The 13,112-nt window shown below is 57.3% G+C and carries 8 protein-coding genes; 3 read left to right on the forward strand and 5 right to left on the reverse strand.

Features of this window, described 5'->3' with window-relative positions:
* Window positions 1–64: 64 nt before the first annotated feature.
* From AC2IBB_RS14450 to AC2IBB_RS14470, 5 genes are all read right to left on the reverse strand, one after another.
* Complete coding sequence (locus AC2IBB_RS14450; protein WP_486333535.1) at window positions 65–2,086, reverse strand: diguanylate cyclase domain-containing protein; 2,022 nt, start codon at window positions 2,084–2,086, stop codon at window positions 65–67.
* Window positions 2,087–2,209: 123 nt separating this feature from the next.
* Complete coding sequence (locus AC2IBB_RS14455; RefSeq protein ID WP_486333536.1) at window positions 2,210–4,915, reverse strand: bpX6 domain-containing protein; 2,706 nt, start codon at window positions 4,913–4,915, stop codon at window positions 2,210–2,212.
* Window positions 4,915–6,777: a hypothetical protein gene (locus AC2IBB_RS14460; RefSeq protein ID WP_486333537.1), complete on the reverse strand. Its 1,863-nt coding sequence runs from the start codon at window positions 6,775–6,777 to the stop codon at window positions 4,915–4,917. Before AC2IBB_RS14460 ends, AC2IBB_RS14455 begins: the two co-directional genes overlap by 1 nt.
* Window positions 6,767–7,186, reverse strand: coding sequence for a bpX5 domain-containing protein (locus tag AC2IBB_RS14465; protein ID WP_486333538.1), 420 nt, complete (start codon window positions 7,184–7,186; stop codon window positions 6,767–6,769). The genes AC2IBB_RS14460 and AC2IBB_RS14465 overlap by 11 nt, the downstream gene beginning before the upstream one ends.
* Window positions 7,183–8,316 (reverse strand): AAA family ATPase, encoded by a 1,134-nt coding sequence (locus tag AC2IBB_RS14470; RefSeq protein ID WP_486333539.1) that lies wholly within the window; start codon window positions 8,314–8,316, stop codon window positions 7,183–7,185. The genes AC2IBB_RS14465 and AC2IBB_RS14470 overlap by 4 nt, the downstream gene beginning before the upstream one ends.
* A gap of 220 nt (window positions 8,317–8,536) precedes the next feature.
* On the opposite strand from AC2IBB_RS14470, the gene AC2IBB_RS14475 reads away from it, so the two are divergent.
* From AC2IBB_RS14475 to AC2IBB_RS14485, 3 genes are all read left to right on the forward strand, one after another.
* Window positions 8,537–9,286: a PP2C family protein-serine/threonine phosphatase gene (locus AC2IBB_RS14475; RefSeq protein ID WP_486333540.1), complete on the forward strand. Its 750-nt coding sequence runs from the start codon at window positions 8,537–8,539 to the stop codon at window positions 9,284–9,286.
* A gap of 130 nt (window positions 9,287–9,416) precedes the next feature.
* Entirely contained in the window at window positions 9,417–12,365 is a 2,949-nt protein-coding gene (locus tag AC2IBB_RS14480; protein WP_486333541.1) for a protein kinase domain-containing protein, read from the forward strand.
* A 25-nt stretch (window positions 12,366–12,390) separates the two neighbouring features.
* Window positions 12,391–13,095, forward strand: coding sequence for a glycine zipper 2TM domain-containing protein (locus AC2IBB_RS14485; protein ID WP_486333542.1), 705 nt, complete (start codon window positions 12,391–12,393; stop codon window positions 13,093–13,095).
* Window positions 13,096–13,112 lie beyond the last annotated feature (17 nt).

Here is a 13,112-nt window from a genome sequence, read left to right on the forward strand (position 1 = left end):
TCGGCTTTTTTCGTTAAATCCCCACTGTTGAACTTATACCATTGTGGCTTGGCGCTTCCCCCGCTCAAGCCACAGAATCCGCCCCCCCATTCGCTTCTAATAACCCTGATTTAATCAGCGAATAGTAACGATATTGGCCGGGCCCGGATTTTTTGGCTTCGTACATGGCTTCATCAGCGTAGCGGAGGAGGGCGGTTTCGTCGTTGGCGTCGTCCGGGTAGACGGCGATGCCGATGCTGGGTGAGGTATGTATGTGAACGCCGCCGAGGATATAAGGGCGCGACAGGCTGACGACGACGCTTTTGGCGAGGCGGGCGGAGTTGTTGAGGTTTTTGTGGTCAAGGGCGACGATGACGAACTCGTCCCCGCCCAAGCGGGATATCAAATCGGATTCGCGGCAAAGGCTTTTCAGGCGAAATGCGACTTCTTTCAACAGCGCGTCTCCTGCGTCGTGGCCGTAGGTATCGTTGACGGCTTTGAAACGATCCAGGTCCAGGTACAGCAGCGCCAGCTTGCGTTTGCGGCGTCGGGCCATGGCAAGCTCCTGAAACAGGTATGCAGTCAGGAAGCGACGGTTGGCGAGGCCGGTGAGCGAGTCGTGGGTAGCGAAGTACTCCGCCTGACGTTGTGCGGTCATCTCGCTAATAAGCAGCGCTGCGCCGGCGGGACCGCTTTGTTCGTCTTCATATAGCGGCAGGCAGGTGGCGAGAAAATGCCTTTCCACGTCATCGGTTTCGCCGTTGATCATGGCTTCTGCGTTAAAGGAGGGCGTTCCTGATAACAATGTCTGTGACAGCGGCGTTTCGAATTGCGCTAACAGATTCGAAGCAAGTCCCAGGAGAGGGCGTCCGTATACGGCGGCGTTCTGCAGTCCGCTCCATTCCGCCAGCTTGGCGTTCATGCGCAGGCAATGCATGGTCTGGTCGACAATGACGATACCGATAGGCGCGCCTTCATAGAGCATATCCAGTTCCGCATATTGGCGTTGCAAAGCGGTTTCTCTGGACTTCAGTTGCTGCATCATGTCGCCCAGCGCATCGCCCAGCTGGTGAATTTCCTGGGGGGCGGATTGCTGCATCTTGAATGCGATTAAGCGGGCTCCGTCCTTGATTTCCCGTGCTGCGGCGGCCAGGGACTTTAATGGGCGGGAGATCTGTTCAGCAATGACCCAGCCGAGCAACGCGAAGGCGGCGGCGATAATCGCCCCCCAGCGCCAGATGACCGTGCGTAACTGTCGAATCGGCGCCAGGGCGGTTTCCGCCTGCTGTCGCGCCACGACTGTCCAGCCCAGCCCGTTGAAGCTGCGGAAACCTTTGGTGTCAGCTAAGCCCGTGAGATAGCGCTCGCCATCCGGCCAGTGAACGAGCCCGATGGTGTGTGCTCTGAGTGACGCCGGCAGTTTGATCTCCATCGCAAGCAGGGCTTGAGGTCCCAGTATGATGCGCTCCTGCCGGGATACCACCAGCAATTCCAGGTTTTGGCTTTGATGGCGCAATACGTTCGCAGCCATTTCTGTCGCCCAATCCCAGCTCACGTAAGCGCCCAGTACGCCCATGACGACCCCTTGCCGACCTTTAATGGGGACGGCCACCTCAATGAAATTGGAGAGCTTGGCGGTCAGGCGCGAATTGTCGTCGACGTCTTGTCGAAGGCCTCGGATATCGCCCACATAGGGATCGGACTTCCCGTCGCGCCACCAGTTTTGATCTGCGACGCTCAGCCCTTCCATCAGGCCGCCGGTGGCTTGCATCACCACGCCATTTTCATCGGTGAAGCCAATCCAGGCGTAGTATTCCTGCGTCCTCTTCAACGCCTCCAGAATATCGCGCCGTTCCTCCTCCTGACCAGGGCGCAACTGGCGGATTGTGGGTAGGTTGGAGACATTCACGATATCTCGCAGTCTGGCGTAAACACCTCGGTCAAGGTCTTCGGCCAGTTGCGAGGCGGCGCCGATAAACTGGCGATCCAGTTCTTTCTGAAGGCGGAGGGAGGCTTCGTAATTGACAATAGCGCTCACCATGGCGGTCGTCGCGATGACCACTCCGGCGAAGCTGAGAGAGAGCAGGGTCCTTAACCTTAAGCTCATTGCGGACGTCCTGGCCACAAGAGGAGAGTTATTTAGGTGTAGATGAGCGGGCCCAAAACTGCAAGGGGGAAAGCGATAGCGGAAGCAAATATATTTTGTAGCCGTATTTCCGGCATTTAAACCTTATAGGCTCCAGTCCGCCACCAGACGGCCTTCAGTGAGTTCTATCGCCATTATCCTGCCGTCATCGCTGTACAGGGTCAGTAGGTCAGAAAAGAACTTTATGCTCACAGGGGCAAAGCCCTCCACATTGATGGATAGACAGAGCTGCCGGATAAGTCTGCCCTGCCTTGCATACAGGCGGAATTTGCGGCCGCCGCCGGGGCTTTGGGTTTCCACCGCCAGCCAGTCATCCAGCAGCAGAACATGCGCGATTTTGTCTGTTGGCGGCAGAGCTAACGGATCTCCGCGATGATCGCCTGCAATAAGTGATAAATACTCCGCTCCATCTTCGCCATGATCTTTGAAAAGACCGGCGATGACGCCATCCGGCGCCATCGCCAGGGGACGGCATTGACGAATGATCGTTTTGCTGACCGGGTCGCGTGCGCGCAAGAAAAAGTGCGGCAGCCGATAGCGCCACAACTCGAAGGCGTCATCGGAGCATTGCACCAGTAGTGTCAGGCTTTGGGGGGTGCGATTGAGCGAAACGATCCGGCCAGGCAAGTCGGAGATGCTCCATAACGCGCTTCTCTGGGAGCTTAATACATCCAGCGACCACAGACTGGCCCCTTCTGCGGCGATCCATTGTCCGCCATCGAAACTGGCGGCGATGCGGTCGGCTTTAAGCTCCAGCCAGCGGCGTACGCTGCGTCCGGCGAGATCAAAATATTGCGCTTTGATAAAGCTTTCATTGCGGTCCAGCACCAGGGCGCGATTGCCGTGATCCGAACCCACCAGTGCGCGGGCGCCGACGGACCAGCTGTGAACACAGTGGCCCCGCGAGTCATACATAAACAAGCCTGCGTCGCCTCGTGCGACAAGAAATCCGCCATTGTGCAGCGGGCATATGTCCAGGATGGCTGCGCCGGCGCCTTTTGTAAGACTGTATTCCAGAGGCGACGCGCGAACATGTAAGGCTTCTCCGGGCGCGCGCTGGGCGGCGCCCAGCGCGAGCGCTGTTGCCTCGTGACTCAGTAATGCATCAGCCGCTACGCTGAGAAGTCGCTGCAGCGAATGCTTGTTATACTTCGCATGCCCTGCGTTGAGTTCCTTGAGCAGGGCGCGAACCGCAGTGCTTGCCGCCAGTCGCACGCCTTCCTGTTTGGCGTCCGCGCCGCTGCTTGTGCTCAATTCCTGAATGAGGGTATGGCGGATATTGGCGTACTCGGCTCGATCATCGGACAGTATTCTCCGCACTTCCGCCAGATAAGCCTGGGCGTTCGCTGGATGTCCTGTTTTCAGGTAATAGATCAATAACTTTGCGGCGTTATGACCGCCTTCGGAGACCGCCTGGTTAATCCAGTCAATCACCTCGCCGCGCTTATCCTCCAGCGGCCAGGCAAGCGTCACCGCTGCATGGAAGGCGCCTTCCGCAGCCTGCTGGCGGGCGAATTCCCAGCGCATTCGGGCGGCTTCTTCCGGCGCGTGCCGATGTAACAGATCGAGGACGGCTTTGTAGCATTCAGTCTGCCTGACGATGGCGATGGCGCGGGCTGTATCCCCAGCCAGGAGCCATTGCCGCACGACTCGGGCGGGAGCAAGTTGCTGGCCCTCCGCCAGTTCAGCGGCGAGCTTGAGCTTGCCGTGTTTTTCCAGATAGTCCACTGCTCTTTCGTATTTACGCAGTAGGTCCGCCAGTACGAATGCGGCTTCTTCGACCTTGCCGGCGGCGTCCAATCGTTTGAACGCCTGCTCGTAGGTCCGTTCCAGCAGGCTCATGGATTCATTTTGTACGTAAATGGAGCCGCCGCTGCTTTGCCTGTTAGTGCTCAGAGAAAGATTCTGGCGGGAATCAGGTGAGCCAAAAGTGGGACTTCCTGGACTTCGTTCAAATGCATCTCTCACATCCTCGAGCGGAATCGCATTTTTCAGCGCTTCTTCCAATAACCCCTGCTCAAACAGCTCCATCATCTTCTGAAGATGCTGAGCCTGCTTTCTGCCAAGGAGAGCGCCCATTCGCGTGGTCATGAGATACATCGACACTGCATCGCGCATTCTTGACCATGGCGTATTATGGGGGCGGTTGGAGCCTGGCGCAGCTTCAGAGCCGCTCCCTCCAGGCCGCCCGAATAAACCGGATACGGCTGCGCGGACCAGGCCGGACAGCGTAGGACTGGCGTTTGCCCCTGATTGACTTTGCTTCAGCGCGTTGATCGTCTCTTGTTGGGCCTGTGACGCATGCAAACCAGCCCCTTTGAATACCTGGCGGACGTCGCTGTCGACATGTTGAATAGCGACTTCCGGCGGGCTGATTTCACCCAGAGGTTCGACGGCCAGAATCCGGTAGCGGCTGATGGCGATAAACTCGGAAGGGGCGCGCAGTTTTTCCTTGTGTAGTGAGTGACGGGCCAAGTCGCCAGCGTGTTGGCGCAGCAGCCACTGTAGAGATCCGTTTGGCGTAAACTGGCCGTCATGCAAGGGGGTGGTGGACAGCGTGTCGCCATAACGCACCAACGCATAACCGCTTATCTGCTGGCAGTCCAGTTCCCGTGGTTGCGGCCAGACCAACGCCCAGCATTCGTCAAGTTCATAAAGAAACGCGCCTGGAACCCAGTTTTCCAGAACATGACGCTTCAGTTTGTCGAGGTTCGCGTGATTGCTTCCGAGTTCCAGCAAGAGGCCCTGGCAATCGAGAACACCTTGATGCAGCAGCTTTTTCGCTTTCATTAACGCTCTCCGCCTGGATCAGAAAAAGCCCCTGATGCGGCGTCGACGGGCAGGCGCAGGAGTTCTTCCTGCTTCAGGATGGCGTAGACGACATAGTCCCCGCTGTCTTCAATGTAGTGCAGATAGGGCAGGTGTGGATTGATCATCATATGCGACATCTTGCGCGTATTTTTCATGACTAGAAAAGCATGGGAGTCCTGACGGGCGGTGACTTTGGTTCCGCACGGCTCCAGCACAATCAGGCTGGGTCTGGCCTGACGCGCATACCCTCCCAGCTCTTGCGCCGGCGGGGCGAATGAGACGATACCGACCACGGTTCCATCCGTCCCGGCGACTTCAATAGTCTCATTCACTGAGGCGGCCGAGATCTTCCAGGTATTCTCAGCATATTGATACGCCATGGCGGGAACGCCCTGTACAGAGCCATGAGATCCTGTATGGAAGAAAACACAGGGTTCCGATTGCAGTTCAGTAGGGAATTGCTTCTCCTTCAGAGGCGCGCTTTCTCCACTCATGGAGCCATAGACGACCAGGTTCGGCTTGCGCCAAACCGCTCGGAACAAACGTTTGCCATAAGCGCCAAGATATAGAACGTTTTCGTCCTTACGCTCAAACTCTGCGTCGTTAGCGTCCCAGTTCATATACAGCAACCGTCCTTTGGCGTCTTTCACCCAAAGTTGGCGCTGCTCTTTGGCGGTCGGCGTGAAAAACAAGGGGGTTGGCGGCGCTCCCGGCGGCAGGGGCGAAATATCCTTAGCGCCGGGACGGGCCAGAGTTTCCTGGCAACCCGGAAAGCGGTGAAGATAGGACTTTTGTCCCGAGACGAGAATAGCGCTAAGACGCTTTTTGCTAAGAGACAAAGCCAGCAATTGCTGGCTTTTTGGCCAAGCCAGCGTTTTCACCCCTCCTGGGTTTTCACGGGAAGAGCCAGGAATAGACATGGCGATAATCTTGTTGGCCCCCTGGAAAAACGCCAGTTTGCGACCGTTCTGGCTGAATGCCGCAAACCCGGTGATAGCCTCTTGCTGAGTCGATTTAGGGGGCGCTTTGTTCTGACTGAATGGGTTGCGTAACAGACGCAGGCCAACATCCTGTTCCGGCAGAGCGAGTGTGATCGTTTTGGCGGAAGCAAGTGGGTCGCCGGGTGGCCTAACGGAACTGGCGGATGCAGATGGCAGGCTGATCTGCAGCGACGCCGGGGCGCCAATCGCGACGTTTTCCTCAATCAGGATAGAACGAGAATGGGGCAGGGAGGCTGACGTGTGGCCGCCAACCAGCCACAACTCTGAATACTCCAGTTCCTGTAAGCGTAGCTTCCAGGCGGAGAGATGCTCTGTCGTTACCGGCTGTGGGTAGCGTGAACGCAGCATTTTCATGACCGCGTTTTCGTCCGCCTGTTCGCTCAATTGCACTTTGTCGTCCTGCAGCATGCCCCAGCGCAGAATGCGTTTTTGTCGGGCCGTGCGGCGCAGGAAAAGGATAAACAACGCCAAGTGCGCAAGTCGCGGCGCCCCCAGTTGCATGGGGCCGCTGTCAAAGAGCAGCAGGGTGCTTTGGTCGCTGCGGGATGTTTTTTGCGCTTGCGCCAAGAACAAGTGTTCGCCCATGGCGGCTCTGCGCATGAACTCCTGCGGGAAGCGTTTGGCGACTGTCCATTCGCTAAGCAGCAGACGCTGGTAATCCGCTTCTCGGGATACGCCGGCGTAACCGTCCGGCTCGCGTTCGCCCGCTAGTGCGCTCTGTCGCGCCGGGCCAAACAATGTCGCCAGTTTTTGCTGTGCGGTGTTCAGATAGTCGCCCAGGTCATCCTGAAACAGCTGCAACAGAACGGACCACTTCTCGGCTCCTTTATTAAGCTGCATGGCGTTTCAGTATGTCCTGAATGGTGTGCGGGTCCAGAGGTAAGGCTTCCCGCAGGGGAATCAAGGATTGGCGTTCCGGGTCGATGGCGAAATCGCCGGAGCCGGCGTGACGATGCACCGCCTGTTGCAACAGGTCCGGCGGCGTCATCGGCTGCAAATAGGTCGGCCACCATAGATGAGGGCTGGACGGCGCGCGCCCCAGATAAATAACGCCTGGAATCCAGGGGAGATCCTGCTCGCCACCCAGGATGACGATGCAGGACGCCGCGGCGACGCCCAGCAACGCCGCCTGGCGGGGAGGCTCCAATTGCAGCAGGCTGCGCAGACAGTCGGCTCTGTATTGTTCGCGTGCGAGCAGTGCGCCGGGTTGCAGCGGCAGCGCACTTCGACGCCACTCGATCTCAATCATTCTCCTTGCGACGCCTCATGCTGCGTCAATGCATCCTGTAGGCGCTGGCGTACTGCAATGAGGCGCTCGGGCAGGGCGTCTGGCGCAAAGCCTGCGTCGATTTCCCGGCCCAGCGCCTCCAGCCGACTGCGGCGTTCCTGGGAGGCTTCTTCCTGCAATAACGCTTCCGCCTTTTCCGCCAGCCGCGCGGCGCGCGCGACGGGGCTGTTGGCGGCGGCCTCCGCTGCGGCGGAGAGTGCGTCGTTCTCACAATGACGCAAGGCTTCGCTAAGAATCTCGCGGGCGCTTTCCTGGTTCTCTCGGGTAGGGACCGCGTACAGCAATGGCCACAGGTCCGCCTCAGTGGGCTGCCTGCGCCCCGCCAAGGTAGCGGCGGCGCTGATCAGGCCTTGCGCTTTCACCACCCTGCGGTCAGACAATTGAATGCCTTCCTTGCGCAACAGGCGCACGCACTTCGCCAACAACGGCTGAACCAGTGACATGTCCGCCTGTCGAGCCTGCCCGGCCAGAGTATCCAGCAGCTTTATTTCGCAGCTCTTGACTGGAGGATGAGTCGCCGCCCACCAGCCCTGGCGTAGCAACTCTTCCAGCTGCGCATCCGCCACGGGCTCTACAAAGCAGTGCACCAGGAAACGGTCAGCGAAAGCAGCAAGAGTTTCATCTTCCGGTAAGTGGTTAGAGGCGGCGACGCAGATACGCAACGGACAATCGATTTGCGTATGCCCGCGTTTAAAACGCCTTTCATTGAGAACCCCAAGCAAGGTGTTTAGAATTGCCGTCGATCCGAGGAAGACCTCATCCAGGAAGGCGATTTCCGCCTCAGGCAGCATGCCGTCGGTGGCGGTTTCCACCACGCCTTCGGACAGCTTGCGGATATCTACTGGTCCAAATATCTCACTGGGTTCGGTAAAGCGTCCCAACAGGTATTCAAAGTATCTGCCTCCCAGCGCCTGGGCGATTCGGCGTACGGCGGCGCTTTTGGCGGTGCCGGGAGGCCCGATGATCAACAGGTGCTCCCGCGCAACGGCGGACAGCAGAATAAGGTCAACGATCGTTTCGCGCTCAACCAGCCCTTGGGTGGCTTCTTTTACGGCTTGGCGCACTGCCGAGAGGGCGTTTGATACTTCCATAGTAATAAGTTGCTTGCCAATGTGAGGGGGCTTCTGAAGAATAACGGGGTGGCCGCGCAACTCGTTGTGACAACTAGTGTTTGTAATGAAATAACGAGTGTTTGTAATAAAATGACGCGCTGCGGCCCACCACAAAATGATAGCCGGCGCGTCGGTGAAGTCAAACGATAATATGACAGGGCGCAAAAGGGTTCGATAGTAACGTCAGGGATCGCAAAGAGTGAAATTAAAGGTAACGTTTCAAACCAATACCGGACTGCAGCGGGAGCACAATGAAGATACTGTGTTGATCTGCGGTCAGGTTATCAACCAATCCATGCCGGAGCCCGTCACCCGGTATTTTGAGACCACAGGGTCGGAAAGCTGGGCGGTATCCGATGGTCTTGGCGGCCATGCCTGCGGCGCACTGGCCAGTTATACGCTGTGTTCGACCCTGGCGGCTTGTAATCTCAGCGCCGCGCCGGATCTGCAAAGCGTGCTGGATCGCTGCCAGTCCCGCCTGGCGGAGTTGATGCACAACCGTCCGGAGACCCATGGGCTGGGCGCCACCCTCGCCGGCGTCTACGAGCAGGATGGCGCGCTGCATGCGTTCAATATTGGGGATTCACGCATTTATCATTGGCAATTCGGGTACTTACGTCAGGTCAGTATTGACGATGTGTTCGGATATGACGATGATGACCCACCTGAATTAACCGGGCTGGACGGCCATAAATTGATCGCCGCTCTGGGTGTGGAGCCGATTAACAATGCGCCATATGCTCATTATCGCCCGGTCCGGTTTGGCGTCACTGACAGGCTGTTGATCTGCACTGACGGGGTGACGGACATCGTCTCCGCCTCTGAATTTGAGGCCAATATGATGTCCGGCGACACCGAACAGGTAGGTGAGTGGCTAAGCGCCCGTATCAAGACAGGCGGAGCGCATGACAATTTTTCGTTTATTCTTATAGAAAGACTGGATGATTGAATCTGGCGCGGATGGCGCTTCCCGGTTGACGCTGAGGCGTCGCGGCCGGGACTTTACTTTGGTGTTCATGCGGCTGCGTTGTTGCAGCCGTTGATGTACGTTTTACTCAGAGGTCTGACGGAGTGGTGCAGTGACTGAGGATTCTCGCCCTTCACAGGATAGCTTGGACGAAGTGGTGGATCCCACTCAGCCGCAACAGGTCTGTGAACCTACGGAAATAGCGCCGGGGATGGAGCCGACGCAGCTCGCGCAAGCGCCTCCTGCGGAGGAGGACGCTCCGAAGGGCGATGAGCCCACCGAGCCGCAATTACGCACGGAGCCTCAGGAGCGCACTGAGCCCCAGCAGCAACCAGCGCCGGAAACCAAAGTGGTGCCGCAGCCCGCTACGGCTGTTTCGTCTCCGAACACGTCCCGGCGCACCGATAATACCGCTACCGGCAAAGCCTCTACCTGGGGGGTGATCCCTCCCGCCATTCTGCAAAACTATGATCTGGTGGAATGGCTGACCACCATTGGCGCGGAAGCGACCGTCGGCATCGTCACCCGGCACGACACGGGTGAAGACTGCATTCTCAAACTGTATAACCCGAATATGCGTCCGAAGGACGAAGTCGTGCGTTATTTGCTGGAGAATCAGGGCCAACACCACGTTGTCAACCTGATAGAGGCGCAGTTTTGTATGAGCACCCATCGCTTCTTCGAAGTGATGGAGTATGTGCAGGCGGGAACTTTAAAAACCTACCTGAAATCTATCAGCGGCCCCATGTCGCTGAGTATGGTGCACAAACTGCTGGCGCAATTGCACGATGCGCTGAGCCGTCTGCATGATCACGCCATCGTGCACCGGGACTTAAAGCCGGACAATATCCTGTTGCGCAGCACTTCTCCGCTGGATATCTGTCTGGTGGACTTCGGTATTTCCTCCCTGATGAATACCGAGAGCAACCGCACCACAATTTCCCGTACTGAGCGTTATGCGGCGCCGGAGGCCAGCACCGGCCTTAAATCCGCCGCCTTGGACTGGTGGTCGGTGGGCATGATCATCATGGAATGTCTGCGCGGGAAGGGCGTATTTGAGCAGATTGACCACGAAACCGTAGTGGATCATAAGATTCTGCACGACATCGATGTGAGCGGCGTCGCCGATGTGCACTGGCGTCTGTTATGCGCTGGTCTGCTGACGCGCAACAATGAGTTGCGATGGGGATCAGAGCAGGTCGCCCGCTGGCTGGCCGGCGACAATGATATTCCTGTCTACCGGGATCTGGAGCCAGTGAAGGCGCGGCGGGTGTCCGCGCGCGGCAAGGTGCCGGAGGGAGCTTTCCGCATAGGTCTGCACGATTGTATGACCTTGGAGGAAGTCGGCAAGGCGCTACAGTCGGAATGGGACGTCAATCCCCTGGTGGACAAGGTGTTGGCGAAGCAGCTGGAAAACTGGTTTTCCTCTCAGGATAACCTGGAGGCGGCGCAACGGGTGCGCCACTTCGCCCAGGAGAGCAGCGATCCCAACCTGCGACTGTTCAAGTTCATCAGTTATCTGAACCCTAACCTCAAGGCTAAGTTTAAAGAACTGGAGTTGACCCGTGAGGGGCTGCAGGCGTTTCTCGGTCAAGGCGCCAAGAACCTGACCCGCAGCAACCTGGAAACGCTTACCGGGGTTTATCGTCACAATCTATTGGAGCAGGCGGGCAAGACGCAACGAGACGTCACCCTGCGTCAATACGCCCACAACTGGCAGCGAGAGGTTATCGCTTATCTGACCTCACTGAAGGGACTGCGACAGCAAAGCGGGACCGAGACCCTGATGCCACGGGTGGAAGCGAACCCCCTGCTGAATATTCCGCTGAAGTTCGCCGAAATGGGATCTTTTACCCAGCCTGGCGCGTTCGAAAAAATGCCCGGCATGGCCTTTATGGCTCATGTCTTGGAGGCGATACTCAAACATCAGTCTCCCGCTGAACTGATAGCGCAAGTTCCTGCAGAGCGATTCCGCGAAGCGTCCCAGGTTAAATGGTTCGGGCGCATCTATCGGGCGGAGCCGACCAGCATCGCCGAGGCTAGGTTCATTCTTGATCTGCTGCCCATGGCGGAAGCGCAACTGGCGGATGAACGGGAGGAGAAGCGGCGTTACAAGCGCGCTTTGATTGAGCGTGTCATTTTCGGTTCACTGTGGGCGGCGATGTCCACGGGCTTCATCCTGTTTACGCTGCGCAATCACGCCTCATATCTGCATGCGGAAAAAGGATTGGTGTTCGGCCTGATGTTCAGCGTATTGCTGGGCTGTATCCCGTTCCGCCCGAAATATCTATTGTTGCACGGGCTGAGCTTGAGCGCGCTGGTGTGTGGACTGGCGTTGGTGGAAGGGTCTCCCGTGGATCTCTCGTCGGTGGGAGATATGTTGTCCTCCATCAAACGATTGGGGACAAATCTTGCCGGACCAATGCAGTATCTTATCACTCTGGCGTTGGGCGGCTTCGTGGCGGGCATCGGCATACGTCAGGTATTCGCCAAAGCGCCGGACGGTCGCTTCGGACAACGGCTGGCGAGAGTGGCGGGGCTGGGTGCGGCTGGAGGAATTTTAGCCGTAATAGTGCTAATTCCTTCGCCAATCGCTACAATAACCGGCCTTGGCGGCCCAGCGCCCGCCAACGGAACAGTGACGCAGGACCTCAGTCCCAGCCTTAGTCTGTTCCTATATCAGCATTACAGTAGTTGGGTGAAGGCCGAAAGCAATACATTCACTCTGCAAAAACGCCTTAAAGTGAACGAAGATTTACGAGAGCGTTTTGGTAGCCGTTACGAACAGGATGTTCAGAAGACGCGTGCGCAGCTCGATGTTGCGCAAAATCAGGCGGCGCAGAGTTTAGGGGAATACAAAACAGCTTTGGCGAATGCATGCGATCAGAATCTGAGCGCAGAGAAGTTTACCCGTCATTTAAAGGACAACGGAGTGACAACCGCAAATCTATCCGATCAGCCTGTTACCCGCCTGCTGCTGGATCATCTCGGCCAATGCATTTCCACTGCGGAGGCTGGAGACGACGAATTGAAAGATCAGTTAAACGCAATCTTGAATTAAACGACTAGCTATAAGGATTAGTAAGATGAAGAAATTAAGCCTCCTTGTCCTCGCAGGCGCATTGGCCGCCACTGGCTGCCAGCAACAAAACGCCAAGCCGCAGAAAGCGGACCAGAACGCAGATCAGAAAACCGCTCAATCCACCAGCGATCAGCGTACCCAAACCGTCACTGAAGGCGCGGTTGTCGGCGCGACCTTGGGCGCAGTGACTGGCGCTCTGGTGGATAAGGATAAGCGCGGACGCGGCGCGTTGGTCGGCGCGGCGGCCGGCGGTCTGATGGGCGGTCTGCTGGGCGGCCATGTGCAGGACAAACGTGAAGAAGCCATTTCCCAGGAAGACACGCTGGATGTGATGATCGCCAAGTCTACGGCGCAACGTGAATACGCGCTGGACACCAGAAACAATCTGCAGCAAGAAATTGAGTCCATCGAAAAAGAAATCGCACAAGTCAAAAAGACCAAAGTGTCCAACCAGAACAAAAAGCTGGTGTACGCCAAACAAAACGAGCGTCTGCAGAAAGTATCCGCAGAAAACGCCGGTCAGATCGAAGTGCTGGAAGACTACCATCAGCATCTGGTGACCAAGTTCGACGCCATGCTGGCTGAGAACCCGGCGCCAACTCCTGAAAAGAACGCACTGCAGAAAGAAATCGTTGCACTGACTGACGCTATCCGCTCCATGCGCGTACAGGAAGAGCAGCTGGCCGCCATCCAGCAGAACCTGATCTAACTTCAGGCCGGACAAGG

Source organism: Hahella sp. NS-SX17, assembly GCF_057367735.1.

Coding starts and splice junctions, on each gene's coding strand:
- AC2IBB_RS14450 (WP_486333535.1), bottom strand. CDS start 2,086: ATGAGCTTAAGGTTAAGGACCCTGCTCTCTCTCAGCTTCGCCGGAGTG.
- AC2IBB_RS14455 (WP_486333536.1), bottom strand. CDS start 4,915: ATGAAAGCGAAAAAGCTGCTGCATCAAGGTGTTCTCGATTGCCAGGGC.
- AC2IBB_RS14460 (WP_486333537.1), bottom strand. CDS start 6,777: ATGCAGCTTAATAAAGGAGCCGAGAAGTGGTCCGTTCTGTTGCAGCTG.
- AC2IBB_RS14465 (WP_486333538.1), bottom strand. CDS start 7,186: ATGATTGAGATCGAGTGGCGTCGAAGTGCGCTGCCGCTGCAACCCGGC.
- AC2IBB_RS14470 (WP_486333539.1), bottom strand. CDS start 8,316: ATGGAAGTATCAAACGCCCTCTCGGCAGTGCGCCAAGCCGTAAAAGAA.
- AC2IBB_RS14485 (WP_486333542.1), top strand. CDS start 12,391: ATGAAGAAATTAAGCCTCCTTGTCCTCGCAGGCGCATTGGCCGCCACT.